Origin of the sequence: Caulobacter sp. BK020 (genome assembly GCF_004342605.1) — a bacterium.
In the GTDB taxonomy this organism is placed as follows: Bacteria; Pseudomonadota; Alphaproteobacteria; order Caulobacterales; family Caulobacteraceae; genus Caulobacter.
The window spans coordinates 36,379-62,442 of record NZ_SLZL01000002.1 but is presented as its reverse complement, the minus strand read 5'-3'; the positions used below and the strand labels follow the sequence as shown (position 1 = coordinate 62,442).

The window sequence follows — 26,064 nt, the reverse complement described above, 5'->3', positions numbered from 1 at the left end:
TGGAACGGAAAGGCCCCTACCCCGCCTTGGCCACCGAGGTCGAGGCCGCCGGACCGTTCGGGCCCAGGCCGTCCTTGAGCTTGGCCTCGGCCTCGGCCTTCTGCTTGGCGTCCGGCTCCAGGCTCAGCACGCGCCGCCACTGGAAGCGGGCTTCGATCTGCCGCCCCACCCGCCAATAGGCGTCGCCGAGGTGGCCGTTGACGTCGGGGTCGCCCGGCTCCAGCTCGACGGCCTGCTCCAGCTTGGCCACGGCGGTCTTGTAGTCGCCCTGGCGGTAGTAGCCCCAGCCCAGGGAGTCGAGCATGGCCCCCGACTGCGGCCGCGCCTCGACGGCCTTCTGGACCATGGCGATGGCCTCGGGCAGGCGCACGCCGCGATCGATCCAGGAATAGCCCAGATAGTTCAGCAGGTCGGGCTCGTCCGGATTGAGCTTGACCGCGGTCAGCAGGTCGCGCTCGGCGTCGTCCCAGCGTCCGGCCCGCTCCAGGGCGATGCCGCGCATGTAGAGCAGGCGCCAGTCGGGCTTGTCGCCTTCGCCGGTGATCAGCGGGTCCAGGGCGGCGGCCGACTGGGCCCAGCGCTCGTTGGCTCGCAACAGGTCGGCATAGGTGATCTGGGCGTCGCGGTCCTTGGGCGCCGCGGCGGCGGCCTGCTGGGCCAGCGCGATGGCCTTGTCCTTGTCGCCGGCCGTCTGGTAGCTCCAGGCCAGCTTGGACTGGGCGGCCACGTAGCGGGTCGAGGTCGGAGCGACCTTGGCGTAGGCCTCGCGCGCGCCTGGGACGTCTTCGTCCTGGGCCAGCAAATCGCCGACCAGCAGCCAGGCGTCGTCGCGCTTGGGGTCCAGCCGCAGGGCCAGACGCAGATAGGCCAGGCCGAACTGGCTCTGGCGCTCGCTGGCGAAGCTGGCGGCGCAGGCGACCAGCACGTGGGCCGCGCCCTGCTTTTCGGTCGGCATGGCCGGCGCAGGGCCGCGCGCCGCCGCCCGGGCCCGGTCCTTCTGCAGGCCCTGGTCATCCGGGTCGCGGGCCAGGGCCTGGTCGTACAGCGCCACGGCGTCGGCATGGCGCTTGCGGCGCTCCAGGAACGCGCCGTAATCCTCGACGAACAGGCCCCGGGCGTTCTCGATGGCCATCAGCGCCTTGTAATCGGTCTCGGCCTCGTCATAGCGCTTGGCGCGCTCGTAGAGCCGGGCCTGGCTCAGTTGACCGAAATACTGCACGAACCGGTCGCCCTGCAGCTCCGGACGCACCACCGCGCCGTTGTTGTCGCCCGCGGCGGCGGCCAACCAGGGGGCCAGCAGCACCGCGGCGGGGCGATGGGGAAAACCCAGGGTCTCGGTCTTGAGCAGGGTCTGAGCGTCGCGCCCCTTGCTGTCGGCCATCAGCTCGACCACCCGGGTCAGGACGCCCAGGCGGCGCACCTGTTCGTTGGCGTCGGTCCCGCGCGGGGCGATGGCGGCGGCGCGCTCCACGTCGCCGGCCAACAGGGCGGCGGTGAAGGCGCGATCCGCCAGGACGCCCGGATCCTCGTCCAGCTGGCGCGCCTCGTCGAAATAGGTCGCGGCCTCGCCGTTCGAGCCGTTCTGCAAGGCCGCCTGCCCGGCCAGGAACTGGCCATAGGCCGAGCGGCTGGAGCCCCAGCCGGAGTCCATGGCGACCTTGCCGCGCAGGTCGGGACCCGGGGCGGTGGCGGCGCAGGCGGTCAGGGCCGAGGCCGAAACAAGAACGAGAAGCAGCTTGATACGCGTCATGTCCGCACCCTCATCGGTTTCCGGCCGCGCCGCAACAAAAAGGCGCGACCCGAGACTTCGAGCCGCGCCCTGTGACGTTCAAGGAGCCTACATGTTCGGATAGTTCGGACCGCCGCCGCCCTCGGGCGTGGTCCAGACGATGTTCTGCGACGGATCCTTGATGTCGCAGGTTTTGCAATGGACGCAGTTCTGGGCGTTGATCTGGAAGCGCGGATCCTGGCCCTGCTCGTTATAGAGCACCTCATAGACCCCCGCCGGGCAATAGAGCCGGGCCGGTTCGCCGTACTTGGGCAGGTTCACCGCGATCGGGACGCTGGGGTCCTTCAGCTTCAGGTGGGCCGGCTGGTCCTCTTCGTGATTGGTGGCCGAGATGAACACCGAGCTGAGCTTGTCGAAGCTGATCACGCCGTCGGGCTTGGGATAGACCAGGGGCTTATAGTCCTTGGCCAGCCCCGTGGACTCGGCGTCGGTCTTGTCGTGCTTCAGCGTGCCGAAGAACGAGAAGCCGCCCAGCAGGTGGGTGCACCACATGTCGAACATGCCCAGCGCCCCGCCCAGGGCGGTGCCGAACTTGCCCAGCAGCGGCTTGGCGTTGCGGACGACCTTCAGCTCCTTGGCCACCCACGACTTTTCATAGAGGTCCTGATAGACGGTCAGCTCGTCGCCGGCGCGGCCGGCGGCCAGGGCCTCGAAGGCGGCGTCGGCGGCCAGCATCCCGGTCTTGACCGCGTTGTGGCTGCCCTTGATGCGCGGCACGTTGACGAAGCCGGCCGAGCAGCCGATCAGCGCCCCGCCCGGGAAGGTCAGCTTCGGCACCGACTGATAGCCGCCCTCGGTGATGGCCCGCGCGCCATAGGCGATGCGCTTGCCGCCTTCCAGGTGCGGCTTGACCGCTGGATGGTGCTTGAAGCGCTGGAACTCGTCGAACGGCGACAGCCAGGGGTTCTTGTAGTTCAGGTGCACGACGTAGCCGATGGCCACGTAATTGTCCCCGAAGTGGTACATGAAGCTGCCGCCGCCGGTCTTGTTGTCCAGCGGCCAGCCGGTGGTGTGCTCGGCCAGGCCCGGCTGGTGCTTTTCGGGCGGCACCTGCCACAGTTCCTTGACGCCGATGCCGAACTTCTGCGGCGATTTGCCGGCCGACAGGTCGAACTTGGCGATCAGCTGCTTGGCCAGCGAGCCGCGCACGCCCTCGGCGATGAACACATACTTGCCGTGCAGCTCCATGCCCGGGTTGTAGTCGGGCTTGTGATGGCCGTCCTTGGCGACGCCGACGATCCCGACCACGACGCCCTTGACCGAGCCATCGTCGTTCCAGACCAGGTCCGAGGCCGCGAAGCCCGGATAGATCTCGACGCCCAGCTCCTCGGCCTGGGCGGCCAGCCAGCGGCTGACATTGCCCAGCGAGGCGATGTAGCAGCCGTGGTTGTGCATGAACGGCGGCATGGCGAACATCGGCAGTGCCAGGTCGCCCTGCGGGCCCAGCAGGCGGAAGACGTCCTTGGTGACCGGCGTCTCCAGCGGCGCGCCGCGTTCCTTCCAGTCGGGGAACAGCTCGGCCAGGCCCTTGGGATCGATCACCGCGCCCGACAGGATATGGGCGCCGACTTCCGAGCCCTTCTCCAGCACGGCCACCGACACCTCGGTCCCGGCCTTGGCGGCCAGCTGCTTGAGCCGGATGGCGGCCGACAGGCCCGCCGGTCCGCCGCCGACGATGACGACGTCGTATTCCATCGACTCGCGTTCGAGCGCTTCGCTCATGCCATCTCCCGCCCCGGGCGCACGCGGCCCGCGTTCTTGCTGTTTGAGTCGAAGCTTATCGTGAGCTGACGCGCCGGTGGTCAAGAATAAACGGATGTTTTTTGCTGCGATGCAGCGCGGGCAGGACATGGCGACGCCCGGAACTTCGTACTAAGAGAGGCGCATGGAGCTCTCCGTCGATCCGCGCGCCGTGGAAAGCCTGCTCGCCTTCTGGGCAGACGCGGGCGTGGAAGCGTCGTACGCGGACGATCCGATCGATCGCCTGGCCGAGGGCGCGGCCCTGCTGCGGACCCGCAAGGAAGCTCCCCCTCCGACCGCCGTCGCCTCCATCGCCGCGCCGGCCCTAGGGCGCGGACCCGACCTGGGCGCCGCCGTCGCCGAGGCCAGGGCCCTGGCCGCCGCCTGCGCCGACCTGCCCGCCCTGGCCGCCGCCATCGCCGCCTTCGACGGCTGCCCGCTGAAGACCCAGGGCGCGCGCCAGGCGGTGGTCTCGCGCGGTCCCGCCGATGCGCCGCTGATGATCATCGGCGAGGCCCCCGGCGCCGACGAGGACCTGCAGGGCGCGCCGTTCGTCGGCCGGGCCGGTCAGCTCTTGGACCGCATGCTCAAGGCCGCCGGCGTACTGGACCGCGCCTTCGTGACCAACACCGTCTTCTGGCGCCCGCCGGGCAACCGCACCCCCACGCCGCAGGAGCAGGCCGTCTGCGCGCCGTTCCTGGAGCGGGCGGTTCAGCTGGTCCAGCCCAAGATCCTGCTGCTGGTCGGCGGCGCCTCGGCCAAGAGCCTGCTCAAGCGCGACGAGGGCATATTGTCGCTGCGCGGACGATGGTTCGAGTGGACCTCCAGCGACGGCCAAAGCGAGCTTCCGGCCTTGCCCACCTTGCATCCGGCGTTCCTGCTGCGCCAGCCGGCGGCCAAGAAGAAGGCCTGGACCGACATGCTTATGCTCAGCGAGAGGCTTGATCGTCCCGAGCGTCCCAATTAGAGATTCGGACGACCAGTTGGACACGGGACGCGTCGGGGAGCCTCATCGAGGCTAGGGCGCGCAAACGCATTGCAGCTTTTGGCTCGCCCTCTGGCCGTCTTCTCGGCCTTCGTACTCTGTCTCGCGGCCGCTTTCAGCGCCCCCATGAGCGCCCGCGCGTCGGCGCTGGAACCGCTGTCGGAAGCCGACGCCCGCTTCTATCGCGCCGCCTTCGCCGCCGCCGACCACGGCGACTTCGACGCCGCCGAGGCCGCCCAGGCCAACGCCCGCGACAAGAGCCTGCGCGGCGCGCTGGACTTCGCCCGGATCATGCATCCGACCGCCCACGCGGCCACCTATGACGAATTGAACCAGTGGCTGGAGTCCTATGGCGACCAAGCCGGGGCCGAGCGGGTCTACGCCCTGGCCGTCAAGCGCCGGCCGGCCCGCGCCGCGGCGCCGAGGGCCCCGGTGCTGTTCGTGGCCAGCGCCAAGACCTCCGCGCCCAGCGACCGCGGCCGGGCCGCCCGCGAGGCCTATTATTCCGGCGACGTGAAACGGGCCCTAACCCTGGCCCAGGCCGCGCGCGAACCCTGGATCGCCGGCCTCGCCGCCTTCCGCCTGGAGTCCTACGCCCAGGCCCGGACCTATTTCGAAAAGGTCGCCAACGACGAAGGCCAGGACGAATGGCTGCGGTCGGCCGCCGCCTTCTGGGCCGCGCGATCGGCCGCTTCGGGCGGCCAGTCCGGCGATGTCGAGGACCTGCTCGGCCAGGCCGCCCGCGCGCCCAACACCTTCTACGGCATGATCGCCGCTCGCCAGCTGGCCCTGGCCGGCCAGGCCCTGGCCCAGGACGACCCGATCGCCGCCCTGCTGACCAAGGTCTCGTACGAAGGGCCCGACACGGCCTCCCTGGCCCGGCTGCTGGCCGCCGATCCCCGCGCCCGCCGCGCCGCCGCCCTGGCCCAGGTCGGCCGCTGGGCCGAGGCCGGCCAGGAACTGCGCGCCGGCCTGTCCCTGGCCAGCGACGATCCCAAGGCCCGGGGCGACTGGACCGACCTGGCCCTGGCCCTGAACGAGAAGGCCCCGCTGAACGCCGGCCGGGCGGTCAAGCGGGTCGGCGGCGAGGACTATCCCCTGCCCCCGCTGGAGCCCAAGGGCGGCTTCACGATCGACAAGGCCATGGTCTACGCCCTGGTGCGCCAGGAAAGCCGCTTCGACCCCTACGCCATGTCTGGCGCCGGGGCCGTCGGCCTGATGCAGCTGATGCCGGTGGCCGCCGCCCGCGCGGCCGGCGACGACAAGCTGCTGGCCGACACCACGCCCCTGCTCGATCCCAGCTTCAACCTGCGGGTCGGCCAGGACTATTTCACCTGGCTGATGGACCGTGGCTTGCAGAGCCCCGACCTGTTCCGCGCCGTCGCGGCCTATAACGGCGGCCCGGGCACGCTGATCAAGACCCAGCAGCAGCTGGGCGGCGCCGACTGCGATCCGCTGCTGCTGATCGAAAGCCTGCCGGCCCAGGAAACCCGCAACTATGTGGAAAAGGTCATGGCCTCGTACTGGACCTATCGCAAGCTGATGGGCGCCGAGACCAGGACCCTGGACGCCGTGGCCAGCGGCGCGCGGGTGATCGACTTCCGGCTGGACCAGTAGGCCCCCGGGGAACTGCGGCCAGCCTCGGAGCGGGCCAGTCGAACGTCGGTGATGGGCGGGAAGCGGACAGGCCTTGCGTCCTTCGAGGCCCGCCGTGCGGGCGCCTCAGAATGAGCGCTTTGTACCGGATTCCTCTTCCTCAAGTGCGCGCCCCTGAGCGCGCCTCGAAGGACGCACGGCGCCTGCGGAGTCCGCTCGGGGTGGAAACCGACGCCGCCCCACCATTTCCAAGTCAGACCCTCAGCCGCACCGCCCTTGGCCGCAGCCGGCCCACCAGCGCCTTAAGCGGATCGCCGCCCTTGAAGCCGCCGGCCGCCTCGACAGCTTCCCTCAACGCCAGAACCGCCAGCGGACGTCCGAACAGGCCCGGCGCACCAATCCAGGCCGGCTTGCCGCCACCGCCGGCCAGATGGGCCTCGACCGGCGTACGCCAGCCCTCGGGCAGCACCAGATCCTCGCCCAGCGCCAGGATCCACGGGCTCCGGGCCGCCGCGCAGCCGGCCGCCAGCCGCGCGCCGCTGTCCCCCGCCGCCGAGACCACCCGCGCCCCGCTGTCCTCGGCGATGGCCAGGGTGGCGTCGGTCGAGCCGGCGTCGGCGAACACCACCGCCTTGACCAGGCCGTCGACGGCGGCCGGCACCAGCAGGGGCAGGACGTGGACCAGGCGCGCGGCGCTGTTGCGGGTCGGCAGGACGACGGTGATCATGGGTCCTGCTTCCGATCACCCGCTACGCAGGTCAAGCCGAGACTTGCCCCGTCGAAACATGGCATAGCCGCCGCATGATCCCGACAAGCGCTTTCGCCGCCTTCCTGTTCGACATGGACGGCACGGTGACAAACTCCATCGCCGCGACCGAACGCGTCTGGACCGCCTGGGCGCGGCGCCATGGTCTGGACGTCGAGACCTTCCTGCCCACGATCCACGGCGTGCGCGCGGAGGAGACCATCCGCCGCCAGAACCTGGCGGGCGTCGACATCGCCCACGAAGTCGCGGCGGTCCTGGCGGGCGAGATCGCCGACATCGACGACGTCCACCCAATCCCCGGCGCGGAAGCCTTCCTGAGCGATCTGCCCGCCGATCGCTGGGCCGTCGTCACATCCGCCCAGCGCGACCTCGCCCTGAGCCGCCTGACCGCCGCCGGGCTCCCGATCCCGGCGGTGCTGGTGACGGCCGAGGACGTCTCGCGCGGCAAGCCCGCGCCCGACGGTTACGTGCTGGCGGCCCGGCGCCTGGGCGTTGCGGCCGACGCCTGCCTGGTGTTCGAGGATGCGCCCGCCGGCGTCCTGGCCGGCGAAGCGGCCGGCGCCCAGGTGATCGTCATCACGGCCGCGCACCGTGACCCGTTCGAAACGGAGCATCCGACCCTGGCCGACTATTCGGACGTCCGGGTCAAGATCGGCCCCGACGGGCTACGTTTGTCCAGGATCTAGGGCGCGACCTCAGAACAATGACAGCTGGTCTCCCGCCTTGGCCGGCACGGTGAATTGCGAAAGATCCAGCGGGGCCAGCTTGCGGTCGAGGCCGAACCGCGTCCGCGCCAGCCTGAAGCGCTGGCTCATCACCTCGGCCACCGGTCCTTCGCCAGTCATCCGCCTGCCCCATTCGGTGCTGTAGGCGGCGCCGCCGCGCATCTGCCGCACCAGGGACATCACCCGCCGGGCGCGGTCGGGATGCTCGGCCGCCAGCCATTCCTCGAACAGGTCCTTGATCTCCAGCGGCAGGCGCACGGCCACGTAGCCGGCCGTGGTCGCCCCGGCGGCGGCGGCGGCCTCGAGCACCGCCTCCATCTCGTGGTCGTTCAGCGACGGGATGGAGGGCGCGAACATCACCGTGGTCGGCACGCCGGCCGCCGCCAGCTGGCGCACCGCGTCCAGCCGGCGCTTGGGCGTGGCGGCCCTCGGCTCCATGCCGCGCGACAGCCGGTGGTCCAGGCTGGTGATCGACACCGCCGCCCGCGCCAGCCCCGCCCGGCCCATCGGCCCAAGGATGTCGAGATCGCGTGTGATCAGGTTCGACTTGGTGATGATCGAGAACGGGTGGCGAAACCGCGCCAGGGTCTCCAGCACCGCCCGCGTCACCCGCAGCGCCTTCTCGTCCGGTTGATACGGATCGGTATCGCCGCCGATATGGATGACCTTGGGAACATATTTCGGCCTGGACAGCTCGCGCTCCAGCAACTTGCCCGCCTCGGGCTTGAAATAGATCTTGGTCTCGAAATCCAGACCGGCCGAGTGTCCCAGATAGGTGTGGGCTGGCCGGGCGTAACAGTAGATGCAGCCGTGGCTGCAACCGCGATAAGGGTTGATCGAGCTTTCGAAACCGACGTCGGGACTGTCGTTGCGGGCGATGATGGTCCGCGACTTCATCGGCTGCAGGACGGTGGCGATCTGGGCCGGTTCTTCCTCCTCGCCCCAGCCGTCGTCGAACGCCTCGCTGACCTGGGACTCGAAGCGGCCTGTGCGGTTGGACTTGGCCCCGCGCCCCCGCGCGCTGGACGGCGGATGCCCGGGAAGATTGGCGGGAGCGACCATGACCGGCATCATGAACCGTGGGCGAGAACAATTCAAGAACACAAATGATCGTGACGCGACGCGGTCGGTTGGTTTCGAGGCGCCCCCGGACGGCTTGCCGCCCCCTCGATCACCTTCGCTGACAGGAGCCCGCGTTCATGCCAAGCTCACTGCGAGGCACGCCGGGCGAAGGGCGCACGGCCCTCGCATCGGGAGGCTCCCCATGACCACCAAGCCGGAAGACAAGGTCGAAAAAACCGAAGTCGAAGCCCCGCACGTCGCCAAGGTCGGCGTGATCGACGCGGGTCACAACGTCACCAGCTTCAACGAGGAGCCGATCAACGGTCTCCTGGCCGACATCGCCGACGGCGACGCCTGATCGACCACCGTCCTGTCGCCTCGCGAAACAGCGGGGCGACAGCACTTCTGTCACGACTTTTGTTCAAAATCATCGTCGATAGTCGAAAATCATCACTTGGGATCTTCAGGTAATTGCGTCAACGACCAGGCAATCACCATCCAGGGCGAGAAAAATCGACAAAACATAGAGCGGATTCTAGAGAATCGAAGCTTAACTACAGCTGGACTTCGATCCGCATCGTTGCGATCATGCTCGACCAATGCTAGCAAACTCAAAACTGAACCTGGCGCAAAGGCGCGAAACTGGTTCTGGAAGAGAGGCGGCCAGCTGGACATGACTTCCCCGGACGCGACCCCCACCTCCACCCTGCCCCGCGACCGGACGCTGGTCCTGGCGCGCCTGGTCGCCGACGCCTCGCGCGCCTTCGACGACGATCCCGATACCGCCCGGGACCTGGTGCGTCGCGCGAGCCAGCTCCTGGAGGCCGAGGTCGAGCGCCTGGCCCGCGACCAGCCGACCGGCAGGCTGGCGCCCTGGCAGGTGCGCGCCGCGACCGCGTTCATCGACCAGAACCGCGACCGCAACCTGCAGGTCCGCGACGTGGCCGCGGCGGTCCGCCTGAGCGCCAGCTACTTCTCGCACGCCTTCAAGGAAAGCTTCGGCCAGTCGGCCAAGAGCTACATCATCGAGCGGCGCATCGCCCGGGCCAAGCACCTGATGCTGACCAGCCGGGACACCTTGGCCCAGATCGCCCTGGCCTGCGGGTTCTCCGACCAGGCTCACTTCTGCCGGACCTTCGGCGCCGCCGTCGGCCAGACGCCCAGCCGCTGGCGCCGGAGTCGCCAGGACCGCCCGAGCGATCCCCCCGCCCTGGCGGCGTGATCGGAGTCACGCGACCGCGCCCTCTTGTTCCCGCGCCGCCGAGCCCCAAATCTGAGTCTCCGACAGGAGATCGACTTGCCTTCACCGTTCCAAGGACATGAGGTCGAGGCGCGGCTGCGCCCGACCGCCAACGCCTATCCCTTCGACCTTGATCATGCGCTGTCCTCGGTGGTCGCCCTGGAGGCCCAGGTTCCGGCCGACGCCTTCACGGCCCGGATCCTCGGAACCGAGCGGCTGGGCAATGGCGTGGTGATCAGCGAGAACGGCCTGGTGCTGACCATGGGCTATCTGGTCACCGAGGCCAACCAGGTCGTGCTGACCCTGAACGACGGCCGGCAGGTCCAGGCCCACGTGTTGGGCTTCGACAGCCAGACAGGACTGGGCCTGGTGCAGGCGCTCGAACCCCTTGGCCTGCCAGCGCTGCGCCTTGGGGCGTCGAAGGTCCTGGAGCCCGGCAGTCCGGTGGTCATCGCGGGGGCCGGCGGACGCGCCCACGCGGTCGCGGGCCGGGTGCTGACGCGCATGCCCTTCGCCGGCTACTGGGAGTATCTGCTCGACGAGGCGATCATCACCGAGCCCGCCCACCCGCACTGGAGTGGCGCGGCCCTGATCGGCCCCGAGGGCGAACTGGTCGGGATCGGCTCCCTGAGCCTGGCGGGACAGTCGCGCGATGGCCAAGCCAAGCCGCTGAACCTGTTCGTGCCCGCCGACCTGCTGCCGCCGATCCTGGACGACCTGGCGCGCGGCAAGCCGGCCCATCCGCCCCGCCCCTGGCTGGGCGTGTTCGCGCAGGAAACCGAATCTCACGTGGTGCTGGTCGGCGTGTCGCCCGGAAGTCCCGCCGCCCGGGCCGAACTGCGCGCCGGCGACCTGATCCTGGCCGTGGCCGGCGACGAGGTCTCCGACCTGGCCGAGTTCTACACCGCGCTGTGGGACCAGGGCCCGGCCGGCGTCACGGTCCCGCTGCGGATCCAGCGCGAACAGGATGTCTTCGAGGTCGAGATCCGCTCGGTCGACCGCAACGCCCTGCTGAAGAAGCCCCGGCTCAACTAGTCGAGCCGGACGAAGGGGCGGTTCGCCGCGCCGGCGGCCTCGCACGGCCTGGTGACGGTCAGGGTCAGCCCTTAGTAGCCTTGTCCGACGGCTTGCGATAAAGCCCGGACGTGACCCGCTCGCCCAGCCTTGGCCGGACCTGGACACGCGGTGCCTTCCTGGCGCTCGCGATCCTGGCGCTCGCCCTGAAGGTCCTGGTCCCGGCGGGCTTCATGACCCAGGCCGAGCCCAGGAACGGCTTGCCGTTCGCCCTGGTGCTTTGCACCGGCCAGGGCCCGCTGGTCATCCAGCCCGGCGACGCCCTGGACCATCACGACAAGTCGCCCGCCGACAAGCCGGCCCATGACGCGCCCTGCCCGTTCGCCAGCCATGGCGCGACAGCCCCGCCGCCCAGCACGCTGGCGGTCGCCCAGGTCGAGTTCGTCGCCTATCGGCCCATGGCCGTGGCGCGGGCCGTCGAGCCCGCGCCCGGCCGTGGGCTGGCCGCGCCGCCGTTACCGGCCCGAGGTCCTCCCAGCCTGCTGATCTAGCGCCCGACCGCCTCGGCGGCCGGCCGCTTCCGCATGCGTCGCCCTGGATCGAGTCCGGCGACGACATTCGCGCGTCGCGCCCTTCGCCCAGTTCAGCCTGCTCCGGCCGCGCCGTGTCGCGCGCCGAAGGACCCCGATCCCATGAAGTCTCTCCTGCTAGCCTCCACGGCCGCTCTCCTCGCCCTGCCCGGTTTCGCGTTCGCCGCCCCGGACGAGGATCAATCGGCCCGCGAGGTCAGTTCCGTCATCGTCACCGCCCGCCCCGATCCGGAAGACCCGCCCGTGGTCGCCGCCGCCCGTCGGCGGCTGTCCGAAACCCCCGGCGGCGTCTCGGTGATCTCCCAGGAATCCTACGCCAGCCGCCAGGCCCTGGCGCTGGACGACATGCTGCGCGACGCGCCCGGCGTCTACGCCCAGCGCAAGTGGGGCGGCGACGTGCGCCTGTCGATCCGCGGCTCGGGCATCGGCAACGCCAGCCACAATCGCGGCCTGCTGCTGGCCCAGGACGGCGTGCCGCTGAACGAGGCCGACGGCTTTGGCGACAGCCAGGTCGCCGATCCCCTGAACACCCGCTTCACCGAGGTCTATCGCGGCGGCAACGCCCTGCGGTTCGGCGGCGCCCTGCTGGGCGGGGCGATCAACATGGTCACGCCCACCGGCAAGGACGCCGGGTTCGACGAGCAGATCCGCATCGACGGCGGCTCCTATGGCCTGCTCCGCGAGCATGTCGCCCTGGCCCGCCAGTCCGGCGACGGGGACGTCTACGCCGCCGCCACCAACCAGACCGGCCAGGGCTGGCGCTCGCAGAGCCAGCAGAACATCCAGTTCGGGTCGCTGAACATCGGCCGCGGCTTCGGCCAGGACCGCGAGGTGCGGTTCGTGGTCAACGGCTCCAACGTCAACCAGGAGATCCCGGGCTCCCTGACCCTGGCCCAGTTCGACGCCAATCCGCGCCAGACGGCGGCCGCCAGCGCCGCCAACGACCAGGGCCGCAACCAGCGTGGTCTGCGCGGTTCGCTGCGCACCTCCTGGCGGCTGGACGACCACACCGTGTTCGAGGGCGCGGTCTATGCGGTGTGGAAGGACCTGGACCACCCGATCTTCCAGGTCATCGACCAGCAGAGCCGCAACTACGGCGCCTTCGGCCGGTTGGACTGGGAGGGCGTGCTGGGAGGCCTCAAGGCCGACGCCTATCTGGGGGCCTGGTATCGCCAGGGCGACCTGGATTCGGCCTTCTACACCAACGTCAGGGGGGCTCGCGGCGCCCTGCAGTCGCTGTCGCTGCAGAACGCCAAGGCGGCCGACGTCTTCGCCGAAGGCCGGGTGTTCGCCACCCGGCGCCTGGCCCTGGTCGGCGGCCTGACCTGGGGGACCGCCAAGCGGGACTATCGCAGCTTCGCCGTCCCCGGCGTGACCACGACCTTCAACCTGGCCGCCGGCAAGGACTACGCCTGGGTCTCGCCGCGCATCGGCGTCCTGTGGCAGGGCGACGACGGCGCGCAGCTGTTCGCCAACGTCACCCGCTCGGTCGAGCCGCCGAACTTCGGCGCCCTGTCGCCGAGCAATGTCGGCTTCGCGCCGGTGCAGGCCCAGGAGGCCTGGACGGGCGAGATCGGGGCGCGCGGCCATCGCGGGCCATTCACCTACGACGTGACGCTCTACCGCGCCCATCTCGAACACGAACTGCTGCAGTTCGCGGTCGACGCCCAGCACCCGGCCGCGACCTTCAACGCCGACAGGACGATCCACCAGGGGATCGAGGCGGCGCTGGACTGGACGCTGGCCCCGCGCTGGCGGCTGCGCCAGACCTGGACCTGGTCGGACTTCCGCTTCGACGGCGACGCCCAGTACGGCGACAATCGCCTGCCGATCGTGCCCAAGAGCTTCTACCGCGCCGAGCTGCGCTACGACGACGCCCGCGGCTGGTTCGTGGCCCCGTCGGTCGAGTGGTCAGCCTCCGACCAATGGATCGACTACCAGAACACCAAGGCCGCCCCGTCCTACGCGATCCTCAGCCTCAACGCCGGCTGGACGCTGAACGACAGGGTCTCGCTGTTCCTCGACGCCCGGAACCTGGCCGACAAGGCTTATGTCTCCAACGTCCAGGCCGCCACGAGATGGACCCCCGCCACGGCCGCCGTCTGGCCCGGCGACGGCCGCTCGGTGTTCGGCGGCGTCACCGTGTCGTTCTGACCCCAGCGCTTCTGAACAGGATTCCGAGCATGAAACCCTTCCTCACCGCACTCGCCTTCGCCGCCCTGGCGGTTCCATCGCTCGCCGCCGCGGCTTCGCCAGCCGTCAAGGTCACGGACGCCTGGTGCCGGGCCGCGCCCAAGGGCGCCCTGGCCGGCGGCTGCTACTTGACCCTGACCGCCGGCGCCGACGACCGCCTGGTGGCCGTCGAAACCCCGGCCGCCGGTCGCGCCGAGATCCACACCATGTCGATGGACGGCGGCGTGATGCGGATGCGCAAGCTGGCCGACGGGGTCGCCCTGGCGGCCGGCAGGCCCGTGGCCCTCAAGCCCGGCGCCGAGCACCTGATGCTGATCGGTCCCACGATCGCCCTGGCGCCGGGCGCCAAGGTCGCCCTGACCCTGCGCTTCCAGTCCGCTCAGCCCATCACCCTTTCCGTGCCGGTAAGGACCGCGTCAATGCCGTCGATGGGCGGCATGTCGATGGAGCATCATTGATGACGTCCTGGAGAATCGCGGCCTTCGCCCTGGCCCTGGCCGGCCTGCCGCTGGTCGCCTGCGACAAGCCTGCTGATCAGGCCAGCCGGCAGGCGACGATCCAGATCGGTGGACCGTTCCAGCTGGTCGACATGAACGGCCGGCCGGTCACCGAGAAGACGCTGCTGGGCAAGCCGACGGCGATCTTCTTCGGCTTCACCTACTGTCCCGAGGTCTGCCCGACCACCATGGCCGAGATGACCGCCTGGCTGAAGGCGCTGGGGCCGGACGCCGACAGGCTGAACGTGGTCTTCGTCTCGGTCGACCCCGAGCGCGACACGCCCGAGCAGCTGAAGCTGTATCTGTCGAACTTCGACCCTCGGATCCAGGGCTTCGCCGGCACGCCCGAAGCCATCGCCAAGACCGCCAAGGCCTATCGCGTCTACTATCAGAAGGTGGCGACCGAGGGCGGCGGTTACACGCTGGACCACTCGTCAGCGATCTACCTGTTCGACGCCCAGGGCCGGTTCGTCGAGCCGATCGGCTATGGCGGTCCGCCCGAGCGGGGCCTGGCTCAGCTGAAGGCCTTGCTGAAGGGGTAGTCGCGGAAGGGAGAAGGTGGAGGCCCGGCCCGGAATCGAACCGGGGTGCACGGATTTGCAATCCGCTGCGTCACCACTCCGCCACCGGGCCATCCGGGTCAACGCAAGCTGCGTCGGCGAAGAGGTCGGTTCGAATACAGGAGCCCGCCGCCCTAGGCAATGGCCATGAGCGGGTTGGTCACAGGGCTTTCTCGAGCAGCAGGGCCTTGGTCAGGAAGGCCTGGTCCTTTCCGGCCACGCTCAGGCCCGCCGCACCGAACAGGGCCGGCAAATCGGCCTGGGCGTAGGTCGAATAATAGGGCTCGTGGAAATAGGCCGGGAACGCCTCCAGCAGGCGCGACAGGTCGGGCTCGTCGACCGGCTGCACCGAATCGGCGAAGGCCAGCACGCCGCCGGGCTTGAGCACCCGGGCGATCTCGGCGGCCACCACCGGACGCACCCGCGGCGGCAGTTCATGGAACAGGTAGACGCAGGTGACCGCGTCGAGGCTGGCGTCGGCGAACGGCAAGGCCTCGGCGTTGGCCTGCACCCCGCCCCGGCCCGAGCGGCTGCGCGCGGCGGCCAGATAGGCCCGCGACAAGTCGAGGCCGGCGATGGCGGCGCGGGGGAAGGCCGTGGCGAGGTCGGCCAGGAACGCGCCGGAGCCGCAGGCCAGGTCGACCACCTTCAGTCCGCGCTGGTCCTGGCCGCGCCAGTGGCGGGCCAGCAGCGACAGGGCCCGGCGGCGCATGGCCCCGGCCGCGCCGGAAAACAGCGCCTCGACCTGGGCCTCGTAACGGCGAGCGCTGGCGTCGGTGAACCAGCCGCCGGACTGGTAGTGGAAATTCTGCCGATAGTAGTTGGGATAGCCCTCGGTGCCCGGCGCCTCGCGCACCTCGACCCCGTCGCCCCGGCGGCGGCGCTGGTCGACGGCGCGGGCGTCGGCGATGACGTCCAGCGCCTGGCGGAAGGCCTCGGCGGGGTCGCCCAAGCCGTCCGCGGCCGGCGGATAGAGGCCGGCGGCGACGTCGGCGGCGTCCTTGTCGAAGGCGGTCAGATAGGCCTTGCGCAGCCGGGCGGCCGAGACCGGCGGCCCCTGCGGCTCGAACCGGACCTTGGCCTCGCCCCGCGTCGGCTGGGCCAACGCCCGCGTGACCCCGCCCGCGGCGGTCCACCAGGCGGCCTTGATCGCCGCCCGGGCCCGCTGGCTGGCGCCGTCCAGGGCGAACGCCCCGCGCCCCTTGGGAACGGCCTCCCGGGGCTCGTCCGGCTTGGCGGATCGCTCGTCCATGACCGTCTCCCGGACGGTCCAGGCCGTCCTACCGCGAAAACACGCCGACCAGCTCAATATGGGGCGACCACAGGAACTGGTCCACCGGCAAGACCCGCTCCAGGCGGAAGCCGGCCTCGGTCAGCACCTTGGCGTCGCGGGCGAAGGTGGCCGGATTGCACGACACGCCGACCACGCGGGCCACCTTGGACTTGGCGATCTCGACATGCTGCTCGTAGGCCCCGGCCCGGGGCGGGTCGAGCACGGCCACGTCGACCTTGTTCAGCTCGGTCGACAGCACCGGCCGGCGGGTCAGGTCGCGGGCCTCGGCGGTGATCGCCTTGAGACCCGACGCCGTGCCCAGGGCGCCCTTCAGGGCGGCGATGGCCGGGGCGGCGCTGTCGGCGGCGTAGACGCCGCCGATCTGCGCCAGGCGGAAGGTGAAGGTGCCCACGCCGCTGAACAGGTCGACGATCCGCGACGCCCCCTGGGCCGCCTCGACGGCGAACTCGACCATGGCCTTCTCGGCCTGGGGCACGGCCTGCAGGAAGCTGCCGGCCGGCAGGGCCACGACGGCCGGGCCCAGCTTCACCATCGGCTGGCGGGCCATGTAGATCATCTCGCCGGCCAGGGTGACGCGGGCGAAGTCATGTTCGCCAGCGATCATGGCGGCGCGGACCCGGGCGTCGGCCGACAGCCCGCCGCTCCTGGCCTCGACGCCGGTGACGTCGATGTCCAGGCCGGTGGCGGTCAGGGTCACGTGCAGGGTCGGGGCCGACTTGGGATGCTCCAGGAACGGCGCGGCCAGACGCGCCAGGGCGGGAAAGGCCGCGACCAGCTTGGGGTCCGACACCGGACAGGTCTCGATCCGCGCCAGGTTCCACGACCGGCGCTCCTTGAAGCCCAGCCGCGCCCCGCCCCGTCCGTCACGCGAGCCGCCCCGGGCGTGCAGGGCCACGCGGCGGCGCGAGGCCGGCGGCGAGGCGAAGGTCGGCAGGACCTCGGTCTCCAGCCCCTCGCGGGCCAGCTGGAACTGGATCTGCTCGCGCTTCCATTCCAGATAGGGCGCGGCGTCCCAGTGCTGGAAGGCGCAGCCGCCGCAGACGCCGAAGTGGGGGCACGGCGGCAGGACGCGGTCGGGACTGGGCTCCAGCACCTCGACCAGTTCGCCGCGGTTGCCGGTCATCTCGGCGGTGATCCGCTCGCCGGGCAGGGTCAGGGGGACGAAAGAGCCTTCGGCGATGCCGTCGCCCTGGGCGCCGACCGCCTGGATCCTCAGTTCACGCATGGACAGTCCAATTCGACAGGCGGAACCTTCACCGGTCCGCGCCATTTCTGTTATGATGTTCGGGACGGCGCCCGCCATGCCCGCGCCATGATCGACACGGACAAGATTTCGGACGCTCCCATACCCTATTCGGAACGGATGCGCGTGAACGAAGATGAACGGGTCGCTCAACGCCCGTTCATCAAAGGCTTGGCAATTTAGGTCGCAAGGCGGGTCCGACTCTCGGCGGCCCCGGTCGGAGGAGTTTCTCATGATGTTCAAGACCGTTTTCGGCGTCGCCGCCGCGGCCACCCTCGCCGGCGCCCTGGCCCCGACGATGGCCTCGGCCCAGGCCTATGGCGCCTATGGCAACGCCGGCGCCTACAGTGGCGGCGGGGCCTATGACAATAACGGCTATTACTACGATCCCTGCCGCCGCAGCACGACGCAGCGCGGCACGGGCGGCGGCCTGGCCGGGGCCGGCATCGGCGCGGCGATCGGCAGCGGCGTGGCCGCCAAGGGCGCCCGCACCGAAGGCGCGGTCCTGGGCGGCGTGCTCGGCGCGATCGCCGGCTCGGCCATAGGCCGCAACTCGGCGGCCTGCTCGCCGGGCGCCAACCCGCCCCCGCCGCCTCCCCCGTCGTACAGCCAGGGCGCCTACAACAGCTATGACCGTCCGGACGACGGCTATTATCGCGACAGTCGCTACGGCGATCGCGACTATGACCGTCGCGGCGGCTACAGCTATGAGTCCGAACGCTCGTACAGCGTGACCGACAGCCGGGCCGACGCCAACGGCTGCACCCTGGCCGAAAGCCCGATCTACCTGCCCGACGGCCGCACCCAGAAGCGCTTCGTCCGCGTCTGCCCCGACGCCTCGGGCCGCTACCAGGTCGTCGACTAGGCTAGAGATTTCTCATTCGACCGTCTTGGGGCCGCCGGCGTTCGCGCCGGCGGCCTTTTTCTTGGGCTAGCCCTTCACCGCCCACAGCAGGTGCTCGACCTGGCCGTCGCCCCCGGTGATCGGGCTGGGCGCGAGGCCCTTGACCGTCCAGCCGGCCGCCTCGACGAAGGCGCGGACCGAGGCGATGCAGTCGGCGATGACCGCCGGGTCCTTGACCAGGCCGCCCTTGCCCACCCGGTCGCGACCGGCCTCGAACTGCGGCTTGATCAGGCTGACCAGATCGGCGCCGGGCTCGGCCAGGTCCAAGGCCACGGGCAGGCACTTCTCAACCGAGATGAAACTGACGTCGCTGACCACCAGGCTAGGCGCCTCGTCCAGATGGCCCTCGCCCAGCGTCCGGGCGTCGACGCCGGAGCGGTCGATCACGCGCGGATCGGCGGCGAGGCGCGGATGCAGCTGCTCGCGGCCGACATCGACGGCGTAGACCTTGGCCGCGCCCTTCGACAGCAGCACCTCGGTGAAGCCGCCGGTCGAGGCCCCGACGTCCAGGGCGACCTTGCCCTCGACGGCGATCGGCCACAGCTCCAGGGCGTGGGCCAGCTTCAGGGCGCCGCGCCCCACCCAGGGAAAGGCCGCGGCGCCTTCCAGCACGGCGGTCGGCTCCAGTTCCTGCGAAGGCTTGGTCACCAGCTTGCCGTCGGCCTTGACCGCCCCGGCCTCGATGGCGGCGCGGGCCTTGGCCCGGCTGTCGAACAGGCCGGACTCGACCAGCAGGATGTCGGCGCGTTTGCGTTTCATCGGCGGGCTGTAGCACGACTTGCGGCCAGCGCGCCTTCCGGTTCACAGTGAACGACGTTCACCGACGCGCCGCAGACGTCGGGACGCCCGAGGAAATCCCGATGGACACTCGCCATGGCCTGACCGCCGCGACCGCTTCCCAAGCCGCCTGGACGCCCGACGCCACCGAGATCGCCGAGCGCATCCGAACCCGGACGGTCAGCGCCGTGGAGGTCGTCGAGAAGGCCGTGCGCGACGCCGAGGCCCTGGACGGCGCGCTGGGCGTTCTGGTCACCGCCGACTTCGACCGGGCGATCGACAAGGCCCGTCGCCTCGACCAGGGCCAGGGCGACCGCGACGCGCCGTTCGCCGGCGTGCCGTTCCTGGTCAAGGACCTCAACGACTATGCCGGCCTGCCCACCCGGTCGGGCTCGCGGGCCATGCTGGGCCTGCCGCCGGCCGCGACCCAGGACGGCTATTGCGACGCCCTCGACCGGGCCGGGCTGGTGGTGATCGGCAAGTCGGCGACGCCGGAATACGGCTTCCTGCCGACCACCGAGCCGGTCGCCTTCCCGCCGACCCGCAATCCCTGGAACCTGGAGCGCAGCACGGGCGGCTCGTCCGGGGGCGCGGCGGCGGCCGTGGCGGCGGGGATCGTCCCCGTCGCCCACGCCAATGACGGCGGCGGCTCGATCCGGATTCCCGCCGCCTGCTGCGGCCTGTTCGGACTGAAGCCGTCGCGCCACCGGATGCCGCCCAGCCGGCCGCCGCTGCGCGCCATCGACTTGGCCGTCGAGCACTGCGTGTCGCGCAGCGTCCGCGACAGCGCCGCCCTGTTCGCCGCCACCGAGCAGGCCGACGGCCCCCTGCCCGCCGTCGGCCGGGTGACGGGACCCGGCCCGCGGCGGCTGCGGGTCGGGCTGGTCACCGAGACCCAGTTGGGCGTCCAGCCCGACGCCGAGGTCCGCGCCGCCGCCGAGGCCGCGGCCGCCCTTATGGAGTCGCTGGGCCACCAGGTCGAGCCGACCCAGTGGCCGACCAACGGCCCGGTCTTCGCCCTGGACTTCCTGGCCGTCTGGGCCAGCGCCGGCGCCGAGCTGGTCGACTTCGTCACCCAGGCGATCGGCCGCCGGCCCGACGAGACCCTGCTGGAGCCGTTCACCCTGGCCCTGGCCGAGCTGTTCGGCGGCCTGCCGGCCGGCGGGCTGGAGCAGTCGGTCGCCCGCCTGAACGCCGACGCCCAGGCCTATGACCACTGGTTCGAGCGCCATGACGTGATCCTCTCGCCCGTGCTGGGCAAGCCGCCGGCCCCGCTGGGCTGGGTGGCGCCGACCGTTTCGATCCCCGACCTGACCGAGCGGCTGAACGCCTATGTCGGCTACACCACCCTGCACAACGTGGCCGGCGCTCCGGCGATGAGCGTTCCGCTGCACTGGACCGTCGACGGCCTGCCGGTCGGCGTCCAGTTCGCCGCCCGGGCCGGGGACGAGCGGACGCTGTTCGAACTGGCCTTCGCGCTGGAGGCCGCCCAGCCGTGGGCTTGGCGGCGGCCGGGGGTGAGCGTCGGCTGACGCCTTGCGTCCTTCGAGGCTCGGCTGCGCCTCGCACCTCAGGATGAGGAATTCAGCAACATCGCTCCTCATCCTGAGGTGCCCGCGCAGCGGGCCTCGAAGGACGCAGGGCCTACCCCTCCACGAAGACCTTCTTCAGTTCGTTCTTCATGATCTTGCCGTTGGCGTTGCGCGGCAGGGTCTCGGGCCAGAACAGCACCTTGACCGGAACCTTGAAGGCGGCCAGGCGGTCGGCGACAAAGGCGCGCAGCTCGGCCTCGGTGGCCTGGGTCCCCGGCTTCAGCGTGACGACGGCGGCCGGCTCCTCGCCCAGGGTTTTGTGCGCCACGCCCACCAGGGCCGCGTCCATCACCGCCGGATGGTCATAGAGGACGTTCTCGACCTCGATGCAGTAGATGTTCTCGCCGCCGCGGATCAGCATGTCCTTGGCCCGGTCGATGATGTAGCAGAAGCCCTCCTCGTCCAGCCGCGCCAGGTCGCCGGTGCGCACCCAGCCGTCGATGAAGGTCTGGGCGGTGGCCTCGGGCTTGTTCCAGTAGCCCTTCACCACCTGCGGACCCTTGCACCACAGCTCGCCGACCTCGCCGACCGGCAGCTCGCGATATGGGGCCTCCAGGGTCATGATCTTCAGGTCGGTGACCGGCACGGCCGGGCCGCAGCTGTCGGGGCGGTTCTCGTAGTCCTCGGCCGAGTTGCTGGTGGCCGTGGCCGAGGTCTCGGTCATGCCCCAGCCGTTGCCCGGCAGGGACTTGGGCCAGATCTCCTTGATCTTGCGCACCAGTTCCGGAGCCGAGGGCGCGCCGCCATAGGCCACGGTCTCCAGCGACGACAGGTCGTAGTTGGGACGGCTGGGATGCTCGATTATCTGCCAGGCGATGGTCGGCACCCCGCCCATCTGGGTCAGCTTCTCGTCCTGGATCAGCTGCATGGCCTTTTCCGGGTCCCACTTGCGGATCATGGCCAGCTTGGCGCCGCCGAACAGCGAGGGGTTCAGCACCGCGAAGCAGCCGGTGGCGTGGAAGAACGGCACCGAGACCAGCGAGCCCTTCTGCGGCAGGCCGGGATCGGGCTGGGGCGGGATCTCGCCGCGCCGCAGGTAGCCGCGGGCGGTCGCCGCGCCGGTGGCGAAGATGTTGCTGTTGATGTTGCGGTGGGTGCCCAGCGCCCCCTTCGGCTTGCCGGTCGTGCCGGAGGTGTAGAAGATCGTCGCGTCGTCCTCGGGGCCCAGTTCGACGGCCGGCAACGGCTTTTCGTCCAGCTTGATCCAGTCGTTGGGACAGCCGATCACGCCCTCCAGCCGCTTGACGTAGGGATGGGCGATCTCCTCCTTGGCGCGGCTGACATAGACGCGCTTGAGGTCGGGGCAGTTGTGCAGGTGTTCGGCCAGGCGCTCGAAGCGCTCGACGTCCATCACCGCCACCGAGGCGCCGCTGTCGACCAGGCCGTATTCCAGCTCCTGGCCGGTCCACCAGGCGTTCAGCGGGGTCAAGATCGCGCCCAGCGACAGGCCGGCATAGAAGGCCACTGGCCATTCGGGCAGGTTGCGCATGATCAGGGCGACCCGGTCGCCCTTCTTCACGCCCGCCGCCGCCAGCTCGGCGGCGAACACGGTCACGGCGCGGTAGAAGGCCTCGAAGCTGACCCGCTCGTCCTCGTGGACCAGGAAGATCTTGTCGCCATGGGTGCGGCCGATCAGCAGGGTGTCGCGCAGGGTGGGCGGGCAGTGCTTCCAGACCCTGGTCTTCACGCCGCGAATCTCGACCTCCTCCATCTCGCCGGGCGAGCCGGGGGCGGTGATCAGGGCGTAGGCCTGTTTCACCGACATGGCGGGCCAGGGAATCGAGGGGGCGGCTGTGGCGGCGGAGGCGGCGGAGGCGGCCTGGGTCATCGTGACTCTCCCGATATGTGTCGCGCTTCGCTGGCCGAGCACGTTTCCTCGACGAGAAAGCACAGGCCGAAGCGGGATGCAAACGTCCGTTCGAACCCAAGGGAACAATGATAAGTTAGGACGTGAAGATCGAGTGAGCCGCCGCTGCTTGCCCCCTACGGATCGCTTCGCGATCGTCTTCCCCCGGAGGGGGAAGAGCGCCGCCGCAGGCTCTGCGCGAGGGCTCCGCCCCCTCGTCGCGACAGACCGCGCAGCGGTCAGGTGGGGGCAAGTGTTCGCGCTCTCACGCGGAACCCGCTGAGCTGATGGGAAGGGTGCGAAGCGCCCGGGCCTCGCCCGGAGTAGCTTTGATGTTTTATACCGTTTCGACGAAGTCTGAGCGCTTCGCGTGGAGCCGTTATCCGGAAGCCTTCGGGTCGCGGATTCTTAACCCGCTCCGATGGAGGCCCCCGACGGGCAGGACGTTGGCTCCGTCCTGGACCGCCCGGGCGATTTCAGCCCGGGCCTGCTGGCTCATCCGCCTGTCCTGGGCGCCGAAGCTTCGTCGCGACTGAGGCGAACCTGCTCCGGACCGATCCGGGATGCTTCCGAAGAAGCGCGGCGGACAAGCCTTCCCGCTCGTCCACCCCCGAAGGCCGCATCGGTCGCCGTACGTGCGCCCTCCCCGTGCCTTCAGGTGCAAGCATTATGGGGTCGGTCTGGAAGGGTGAGGACGAAATCGAGCCGAGAAAGTTCAAACCACTGAAATCATTGAACTTGAGTCGCCATCCGCCGAGGATAGACGCCTGTCGGGGACGCGCACTCACGGCAGAGCCTGGCCGGACGATCTCGAAATTTCAGGGTGAGCGCGTGTCCCCTCCGTCGCCCACCGCGCCTGACCAGCGATCCCAAACAACTCGCCCTCAGACTCAGCGGACGAAGTGGGGGACACGCACTCACACCGGACGCCCTGCAAACCCTCCAACGCCTTGCCATGAGTGCGCGTCCCCGGCCAAACCGGCCGACGCACGGCCGTGAGCGCGCGTCCTCGGCGCATGTGCAGCTTGTCGCCTCCCGAGGATCGCCCTACCTCAGGATCCGAAAAAGGGAGTCGCCGCATGCGTCCGTGGATCTCGAGTCTCGCCGTCGCCGCCAGCCTGGCGCTGGCCTCTCCCGGCCTGGCGGCGACGCCCGTCGCCCCGGCCGTGGCGACCGCCCCCGACTCCGCCCTGGCCGCCCGGCTGGACAAGGTGGTGGACACGGCCCTTGCCGAGCACCGGCTGGTCGGGACGGTGGTGCTTGTCGCCCGCGACGGCAAGCTGGTCTACCACCGCGCCGCCGGCCTGGCCGACCGCGAGGTCGGCCGGCCGATGCGCGAGGACGCCGTCTTCCGCTTCTCGTCGGTGACCAAGCCGTTCGTCAGCGTGGCGGTGATGAAGCTGGTCGAGGACGGCAAGCTGACCCTCGACGATCCGGTGACCAAATGGCTGCCGGACTTCAAGCCCAAGCTGGCCGACGGAACCGCGCCGGTCATCACCCTGCGCCAGCTGCTGGACCACACCAGCGGCCTGACCTATGGCCTGGCCGAGCCGCCGTCGCATCCCTACCACAGCCTGGGCGTCTCGGACGGCATCGACCTGTCGGGGATCACCCTGGACGAGAACATCCGCCGGCTGGGCCAAGCGCCCCTGGCCTTCCCGCCCGGCTCGCGCTGGCGCTATTCGCTGGCCATCGACGTGCTGGGCGCGGTGGCCGAGAAGGCGACGGGCAAGCCCCTGCCCCAGGTGGTGGCCGAGACGGTCACAACGCCGCTGGGTCTGAGCGACGCCGGCTTCGTGGCCCGCGATCCCGCCCGGCTGACCGCGGCCTATGTCAACGCCCAGCCCGCACCGAAGCGGATGACGGACGGCGACCAGGACGTCCCGATCGGTGCGACCGCCGTCCGCTTCTCGCCCAGCCGCGCCCTGGACAAGACGGCCTTCCCATCCGGTGGCGCGGGCATGGTCGGCACGGCCGGCGACGTGCTGGCCCTGCTGGAGACCGTCCGCAAGGGCGGCGCGCCGATCCTCAAGGCTTCAACCGTGGCCCAGATGGTCAAGGACCAGGTCGGGCCCCAGGCGTCGACACAAGGGCCCGGCTGGGGCTTCGGCTATGGCTGGGCGGTGCTGGACGACCCCGCCGTCGCCAAGACCCCGCAGGCCGCCGGGACGCTGGCCTGGGGCGGCGTCTATGGCCACAACTGGTTCGTCGACGCCAAGAGCGGCCTGACCGTGGTGATCATGACCAACACCGCCTTCGAGGGCATGAACGGCCCCTTCACCACTGAGGTGCGCGACGCGGTCTACGGGCGCTGATCCAGGCGCTTGAGCGAACCCCGTTCGCACATGGACCCATTTTGACCGCATCAGCGTCCAGCCGACGCCCCATTGTCACGTCAGCGTAACGGAACGTCGGGGGACGTTTCGACAGATGGGAAACCGCATGCGTTCATTTCTGACCCTCGGCGCCGCCGCCGTAGCCCTCGCCATCGCCGCCCCGGCCCTGGCCCAGACCACGACCCCGACCGCCCCGGCTCAGGACCCGGCGGCGGCGGCCCCAGCCCAGGATTCCACCACGGCCCCGACCGGAACCTCGGCGCCCACCTCCGCGACCGCCACCGCTCCGGTGACGGCCGGCCAGCCGGTCAAGGATAATTCCGGCGCCGTCATCGGCTCGGTCGCCGAGGTCAAGCCGGACGCCTCCGGCAAGGAGATGGCCACCATCAAGATGGACGACAAGACCTTCGCCGTGGCCGTGGCCAACCTGGCCGTCCGCGACGGCGCCACCCTGATCAACGCCAGCAAGGCCGAGATCGAGGGGATGCTGGGCGGCGCGAAGAAGTAAGCGCTCGACGCCGACGGGGACGCACGCAGGCGTGTGTCCCCGCTCGCCCTAGATCAAATCGCGCTATTCAGGAGTCGCGCGACTTGCCCTAGGTTTTTTGTTTCCGCATCGTTTTTGCGGAAACCGGCGTCCACTTCTCCGCACGATGCTCTATCCCGCCAGGCGACGAAGGCGATGGGCGGTTCCCAGCAGCCAGGCCATGACGACGGCGACGAAAAACCGGTTGGCGATCCCATAAGGCGCGCCCCGGTGCAGCGACAGGAACTGGACGACGAACGCCACGACCGTCAGGCCGAAGACGCCCAGCGCATAGGGCCGGAAGGATCGCCACGCCAGGTCCCCGCCGAAGCTGGCCGAGAGCAGGCCCGCCGCCAGGATGATGCTCACGATATTGACCAGGAAGCTGATGGTGTGGATGTCGCCGGTGCGCGTTGACGGCGCGGTCTCCAGATCGGTCGGAAAGGCGGCGGTGACCAGCAGCCCGACCGTCGCCACGATCAGGAACGCCGCGCCGCCACGCGCGACCCAGGACCTGGGGCCAAACCGGTAGAGCCCGACCGCCAGCGCCAGGCAACCCGCCGCGAAGGCGACGAAGGCTGATGTCATGACCCAGCCCAGCCGGCCAACGGCGTAGTCGCTGATCATGTGGTCGATCGGCGTATAGTCCGGCCGCAGCCCGTGCAGCGCGAGCAACGCCAGCACGAAATATCCGAAACAGGTCAGAGCCAGGGTTCCCGCCCCGACGGATCTGCCTTCAGCCATCGCCGCCCCCGTCGCCCGCACCGAATGGGGCGCGGGCACGGTAGC

Annotated in this window: 24 protein-coding genes and 1 tRNA gene; 15 read left to right on the top strand and 10 right to left on the bottom strand. The window is 70.3% G+C overall.

Going from position 1 to position 26,064, the window contains the following annotated elements:
• Positions 1-16 precede the first annotated feature (16 nt).
• The gene (locus EV278_RS02665) at positions 17-1,750 is read right to left on the bottom strand and encodes a tetratricopeptide repeat protein (RefSeq protein ID WP_132086425.1); all 1,734 of its coding nucleotides are present in this window, start codon (positions 1,748-1,750) and stop codon (positions 17-19) included.
• Positions 1,751-1,837: 87 nt separating this feature from the next.
• Positions 1,838-3,511 (bottom strand): electron transfer flavoprotein-ubiquinone oxidoreductase, encoded by a 1,674-nt coding sequence (locus EV278_RS02660; protein ID WP_132086423.1) that lies wholly within the window; start codon positions 3,509-3,511, stop codon positions 1,838-1,840.
• 163 nt (positions 3,512-3,674) lie between these two features.
• Between EV278_RS02660 and EV278_RS02655 the strand changes: the two genes are divergently transcribed.
• Positions 3,675-4,496 (top strand): uracil-DNA glycosylase, encoded by an 822-nt coding sequence (locus EV278_RS02655; RefSeq protein ID WP_132086421.1) that lies wholly within the window; start codon positions 3,675-3,677, stop codon positions 4,494-4,496.
• A gap of 144 nt (positions 4,497-4,640) precedes the next feature.
• Entirely contained in the window at positions 4,641-6,131 is a 1,491-nt protein-coding gene (locus EV278_RS02650; RefSeq protein WP_243692054.1) for a lytic transglycosylase domain-containing protein, read from the top strand.
• Positions 6,132-6,363: 232 nt separating this feature from the next.
• On the opposite strand, the gene EV278_RS02645 is transcribed toward EV278_RS02650, so the two are convergent.
• Complete coding sequence (locus EV278_RS02645) at positions 6,364-6,837, bottom strand: glycosyltransferase (RefSeq protein ID WP_132086417.1); 474 nt, start codon at positions 6,835-6,837, stop codon at positions 6,364-6,366.
• A 74-nt stretch (positions 6,838-6,911) separates the two neighbouring features.
• Here EV278_RS02645 and EV278_RS02640 point away from each other — a divergent pair, with 74 nt between their 5' ends.
• Entirely contained in the window at positions 6,912-7,562 is a 651-nt protein-coding gene (locus tag EV278_RS02640; RefSeq protein WP_132086415.1) for an HAD-IA family hydrolase, read from the top strand.
• Between the two features lie 9 nt (positions 7,563-7,571).
• Here EV278_RS02640 and EV278_RS02635 read toward each other — a convergent pair whose 3' ends face one another.
• Entirely contained in the window at positions 7,572-8,663 is a 1,092-nt protein-coding gene (locus tag EV278_RS02635) for a PA0069 family radical SAM protein (RefSeq protein ID WP_132086413.1), read from the bottom strand.
• 202 nt (positions 8,664-8,865) lie between these two features.
• On the opposite strand from EV278_RS02635, the gene EV278_RS02630 reads away from it, so the two are divergent.
• The 7 genes from EV278_RS02630 (at position 8,866) to EV278_RS02600 (ending at position 14,739) form a co-directional block, all read left to right on the top strand.
• Positions 8,866-9,021, top strand: coding sequence for a hypothetical protein (locus EV278_RS02630; RefSeq protein WP_132086411.1), 156 nt, complete (start codon positions 8,866-8,868; stop codon positions 9,019-9,021).
• A 315-nt stretch (positions 9,022-9,336) separates the two neighbouring features.
• Positions 9,337-9,885 (top strand): AraC family transcriptional regulator, encoded by a 549-nt coding sequence (locus tag EV278_RS02625; protein ID WP_132086409.1) that lies wholly within the window; start codon positions 9,337-9,339, stop codon positions 9,883-9,885.
• A gap of 75 nt (positions 9,886-9,960) precedes the next feature.
• A complete protein-coding gene (locus tag EV278_RS02620; RefSeq protein ID WP_132086407.1) occupies positions 9,961-10,938 on the top strand; it encodes a S1C family serine protease in 978 nt (325 codons plus the stop codon).
• 110 nt (positions 10,939-11,048) lie between these two features.
• Complete coding sequence (locus EV278_RS02615) at positions 11,049-11,468, top strand: DUF2946 family protein (protein WP_243692053.1); 420 nt, start codon at positions 11,049-11,051, stop codon at positions 11,466-11,468.
• Between the two features lie 141 nt (positions 11,469-11,609).
• Positions 11,610-13,661, top strand: coding sequence for a TonB-dependent receptor (locus EV278_RS02610; RefSeq protein WP_132086405.1), 2,052 nt, complete (start codon positions 11,610-11,612; stop codon positions 13,659-13,661).
• 29 nt (positions 13,662-13,690) lie between these two features.
• Complete coding sequence (locus EV278_RS02605) at positions 13,691-14,158, top strand: copper chaperone PCu(A)C (RefSeq protein WP_132086403.1); 468 nt, start codon at positions 13,691-13,693, stop codon at positions 14,156-14,158.
• Positions 14,158-14,739 (top strand): SCO family protein, encoded by a 582-nt coding sequence (locus EV278_RS02600; protein ID WP_132086401.1) that lies wholly within the window; start codon positions 14,158-14,160, stop codon positions 14,737-14,739. Before EV278_RS02605 ends, EV278_RS02600 begins: the two co-directional genes overlap by 1 nt.
• A gap of 17 nt (positions 14,740-14,756) precedes the next feature.
• Here EV278_RS02600 and EV278_RS02595 read toward each other — a convergent pair.
• The 3 genes from EV278_RS02595 to EV278_RS02585 all read right to left on the bottom strand — a co-directional run bounded on the left by EV278_RS02595 (position 14,757) and on the right by EV278_RS02585 (position 17,276).
• Positions 14,757-14,830, bottom strand: a tRNA-Cys gene (locus EV278_RS02595).
• 87 nt (positions 14,831-14,917) lie between these two features.
• Positions 14,918-16,009 carry a class I SAM-dependent methyltransferase gene (locus EV278_RS02590; RefSeq protein WP_132086399.1) on the bottom strand — a complete coding sequence of 364 codons (1,092 nt, stop codon included), beginning with the start codon at positions 16,007-16,009 and terminating at the stop codon, positions 14,918-14,920.
• Between the two features lie 28 nt (positions 16,010-16,037).
• Positions 16,038-17,276, bottom strand: coding sequence for a class I SAM-dependent RNA methyltransferase (locus tag EV278_RS02585; protein ID WP_132086397.1), 1,239 nt, complete (start codon positions 17,274-17,276; stop codon positions 16,038-16,040).
• Between the two features lie 250 nt (positions 17,277-17,526).
• Between EV278_RS02585 and EV278_RS02580 the strand changes: the two genes are divergently transcribed.
• Positions 17,527-18,159, top strand: coding sequence for a hypothetical protein (locus EV278_RS02580; RefSeq protein ID WP_132086395.1), 633 nt, complete (start codon positions 17,527-17,529; stop codon positions 18,157-18,159).
• A gap of 66 nt (positions 18,160-18,225) precedes the next feature.
• Here EV278_RS02580 and EV278_RS02575 read toward each other — a convergent pair whose 3' ends face one another.
• Positions 18,226-18,957: a TlyA family RNA methyltransferase gene (locus EV278_RS02575; RefSeq protein WP_132086393.1), complete on the bottom strand. Its 732-nt coding sequence runs from the start codon at positions 18,955-18,957 to the stop codon at positions 18,226-18,228.
• Positions 18,958-19,058: 101 nt separating this feature from the next.
• On the opposite strand from EV278_RS02575, the gene EV278_RS02570 reads away from it, so the two are divergent.
• Entirely contained in the window at positions 19,059-20,507 is a 1,449-nt protein-coding gene (locus EV278_RS02570) for an amidase (RefSeq protein WP_132086391.1), read from the top strand.
• Positions 20,508-20,531: 24 nt separating this feature from the next.
• The gene (locus EV278_RS24250; RefSeq protein ID WP_243692072.1) at positions 20,532-20,660 is read left to right on the top strand and encodes a hypothetical protein; all 129 of its coding nucleotides are present in this window, start codon (positions 20,532-20,534) and stop codon (positions 20,658-20,660) included.
• Here the strand turns inward: EV278_RS24250 and EV278_RS02565 are convergent.
• Positions 20,620-22,395 (bottom strand): class I adenylate-forming enzyme family protein, encoded by a 1,776-nt coding sequence (locus EV278_RS02565; RefSeq protein ID WP_132086389.1) that lies wholly within the window; start codon positions 22,393-22,395, stop codon positions 20,620-20,622. The two genes, EV278_RS24250 and EV278_RS02565, sit on opposite strands and share 41 nt — an antisense overlap.
• Before the next feature lie 1,097 nt (positions 22,396-23,492).
• Here EV278_RS02565 and EV278_RS02560 point away from each other — a divergent pair.
• Complete coding sequence (locus tag EV278_RS02560; RefSeq protein WP_132086386.1) at positions 23,493-24,728, top strand: serine hydrolase domain-containing protein; 1,236 nt, start codon at positions 23,493-23,495, stop codon at positions 24,726-24,728.
• 127 nt (positions 24,729-24,855) lie between these two features.
• A complete protein-coding gene (locus tag EV278_RS02555; protein ID WP_132086384.1) occupies positions 24,856-25,257 on the top strand; it encodes a hypothetical protein in 402 nt (133 codons plus the stop codon).
• A 150-nt stretch (positions 25,258-25,407) separates the two neighbouring features.
• On the opposite strand, the gene EV278_RS02550 is transcribed toward EV278_RS02555, so the two are convergent.
• Positions 25,408-26,019: a DUF998 domain-containing protein gene (locus EV278_RS02550; RefSeq protein ID WP_132086382.1), complete on the bottom strand. Its 612-nt coding sequence runs from the start codon at positions 26,017-26,019 to the stop codon at positions 25,408-25,410.
• Positions 26,020-26,064 lie beyond the last annotated feature (45 nt).

Bases quoted from the DNA above. Each gene is read 5' to 3' on its own strand.
- EV278_RS02640 (WP_132086415.1), top strand. From the start codon at position 6,912: ATGATCCCGACAAGCGCTTTCGCCGCCTTCCTGTTCGACATGGACGGC.
- EV278_RS02550 (WP_132086382.1), bottom strand. From the start codon at position 26,019: ATGGCTGAAGGCAGATCCGTCGGGGCGGGAACCCTGGCTCTGACCTGT.
- EV278_RS02625 (WP_132086409.1), top strand. From the start codon at position 9,337: ATGACTTCCCCGGACGCGACCCCCACCTCCACCCTGCCCCGCGACCGG.
- EV278_RS02610 (WP_132086405.1), top strand. From the start codon at position 11,610: ATGAAGTCTCTCCTGCTAGCCTCCACGGCCGCTCTCCTCGCCCTGCCC.
- EV278_RS02655 (WP_132086421.1), top strand. From the start codon at position 3,675: ATGGAGCTCTCCGTCGATCCGCGCGCCGTGGAAAGCCTGCTCGCCTTC.
- EV278_RS02555 (WP_132086384.1), top strand. From the start codon at position 24,856: ATGCGTTCATTTCTGACCCTCGGCGCCGCCGCCGTAGCCCTCGCCATC.
- EV278_RS02565 (WP_132086389.1), bottom strand. From the start codon at position 22,395: ATGACCCAGGCCGCCTCCGCCGCCTCCGCCGCCACAGCCGCCCCCTCG.
- EV278_RS02635 (WP_132086413.1), bottom strand. From the start codon at position 8,663: ATGGTCGCTCCCGCCAATCTTCCCGGGCATCCGCCGTCCAGCGCGCGG.
- EV278_RS02630 (WP_132086411.1), top strand. From the start codon at position 8,866: ATGACCACCAAGCCGGAAGACAAGGTCGAAAAAACCGAAGTCGAAGCC.
- EV278_RS02570 (WP_132086391.1), top strand. From the start codon at position 19,059: ATGGACACTCGCCATGGCCTGACCGCCGCGACCGCTTCCCAAGCCGCC.
- EV278_RS02660 (WP_132086423.1), bottom strand. From the start codon at position 3,511: ATGAGCGAAGCGCTCGAACGCGAGTCGATGGAATACGACGTCGTCATC.
- EV278_RS02590 (WP_132086399.1), bottom strand. From the start codon at position 16,009: ATGGACGAGCGATCCGCCAAGCCGGACGAGCCCCGGGAGGCCGTTCCC.
- EV278_RS02665 (WP_132086425.1), bottom strand. From the start codon at position 1,750: ATGACGCGTATCAAGCTGCTTCTCGTTCTTGTTTCGGCCTCGGCCCTG.
- EV278_RS02650 (WP_243692054.1), top strand. From the start codon at position 4,641: ATGAGCGCCCGCGCGTCGGCGCTGGAACCGCTGTCGGAAGCCGACGCC.
- EV278_RS02585 (WP_132086397.1), bottom strand. From the start codon at position 17,276: ATGCGTGAACTGAGGATCCAGGCGGTCGGCGCCCAGGGCGACGGCATC.
- EV278_RS02575 (WP_132086393.1), bottom strand. From the start codon at position 18,957: ATGAAACGCAAACGCGCCGACATCCTGCTGGTCGAGTCCGGCCTGTTC.
- EV278_RS02560 (WP_132086386.1), top strand. From the start codon at position 23,493: ATGCGTCCGTGGATCTCGAGTCTCGCCGTCGCCGCCAGCCTGGCGCTG.
- EV278_RS02600 (WP_132086401.1), top strand. From the start codon at position 14,158: ATGACGTCCTGGAGAATCGCGGCCTTCGCCCTGGCCCTGGCCGGCCTG.
- EV278_RS02605 (WP_132086403.1), top strand. From the start codon at position 13,691: ATGAAACCCTTCCTCACCGCACTCGCCTTCGCCGCCCTGGCGGTTCCA.
- EV278_RS02645 (WP_132086417.1), bottom strand. From the start codon at position 6,837: ATGATCACCGTCGTCCTGCCGACCCGCAACAGCGCCGCGCGCCTGGTC.
- EV278_RS02580 (WP_132086395.1), top strand. From the start codon at position 17,527: ATGATGTTCAAGACCGTTTTCGGCGTCGCCGCCGCGGCCACCCTCGCC.